The organism is Mesorhizobium sp. M1142 (genome assembly GCF_040318565.1).
Lineage (GTDB): Bacteria > Pseudomonadota > Alphaproteobacteria > Rhizobiales > Rhizobiaceae > Mesorhizobium.
In genome coordinates this window covers 1-1,441 of the sequence record NZ_JAMYMK010000069.1, presented here as the reverse complement: position 1 = coordinate 1,441, position 1,441 = coordinate 1, and the positions used below count along the sequence as shown (strand labels likewise).

Here is a 1,441-nt window from a genome sequence, read left to right as displayed (position 1 = left end):
CTAGCACTACTTTGGCAGTTTTTTAGTTCTGGGAGCGTTTTGAGGATTCCCAAGAGCGGTTTTGCGTGATTCATGAGAGGTCGGCTGTTGGAGGGGCCGGCCATGAACAGGGATTGGCAACTCGATCTGGAGCGGTGGCTTGAGCCGTTCGTCTCGGCGTTGAGGCACAAGACGCGTGCGCGGATGTGTCCGGCCTATATTGCTGGCCTGATTGGCCTTGGGGATCGCAAGAGCGTCCAACCGATGGCGGCGCGCCATGCAGGCGTCAACTATGACCAGCTGCACCACTTCATCGCGAGCGGCGTGTGGGATGCTGCGCCGCTGGAGAAGGTGCTGCTCGCGGAGGCCGACAGACAAGTTGGCGGGAACGATGCGTGGCTGATCGTGGACGACACCGCGCTCCCCAAGAAGGGGCGCCACTCGGTCGGCGTCGCGCCGCAATATGCCTCGGCGCTTGGCAAGAACGCCAACTGCCAGACGCTGGTGTCGCTGACGCTGGCCTCTGGCGAAGTGCCGGTCATGGTGGGGCTGCGGCTGTTTCTGCCCGAGAGCTGGACTTCCGATCCCGCCCGGCTCGACCGTGCCGGTGTGCCCGAGGACCATCGTGCCTACAGGACCAAGCCCGAAATCGCGCTGGCCGAGATCGACCGGGCTCGCGCAGCCGGCTTACGCTTTGGCTGCGTGCTCGCCGATGCCGGATATGGTTTGAGCGCCCCCTTCCGGCAGGCGCTCACCGAGCGCGGCCTTACCTGGGCCGTCGGTATCCCGTTCAAGCAGAAGGTCTATGCCGCCGACGTGGCGATGATCTTCCCGGTTGCCGGACACGGCCGCCCGCGCCGCCGGCATATCCCCGATGTGAAGTCGATGGCCGCGCAGGCGATGCTGGAAAAGGCCCAATGGCGGACGGTCAGTTGGCGGCGTGGCACCAAAGGCCGCCTCTCGGCGCGCTTCGCCGCTGTCCGTGTCCGGGTTGCAGATGGCCCACCCCAGCGCATCCGCGACATGGGCGCTCAGCATCTGCCTGGCGAGGAGGTCTGGGTGATCGGCGAGCACCGCTCGACCGGCGAGCGCAAATACTACCTCTCCAACTTGCCCGCCGACACCCCGCTCAAGCAGATCGCAGGCGCCATCAAGGCGCGCTGGGTCTGCGAACAGGCGCATCAGCAGCTCAAGGAGGAACTTGGCCTCGACCACTTCGAGGGGCGCTCATGGACGGGCCTGCACCGGCACGCGCTGATGACGATGATCGCCTACGCCTTCCTGCAATCTCGCCGCCTCAAACAAGCGGGAGGGGGAAAAAAGAATCCTCGGCCCGCCGCCCCAACCGAGCCTACCCGCCGTCAGGCAAGCCATCCTCACCGCGCTCGCGCAGCCGCCCCCAATCCGTTGTCCCCACTGCCGCAGAACCCTCTCCGCTAAAAATCTGCCAAAGTAGTGCTAG

General features: G+C 65.2%; 1 pseudogene. It reads left to right on the top strand.

The features are described 5' to 3' along the window. Window positions 1–65 precede the first annotated feature (65 nt). Window positions 66–1,419 (top strand): annotated as a pseudogene (locus NKH42_RS31080) (IS701 family transposase). Window positions 1,420–1,441: the final 22 nt, after the last annotated feature.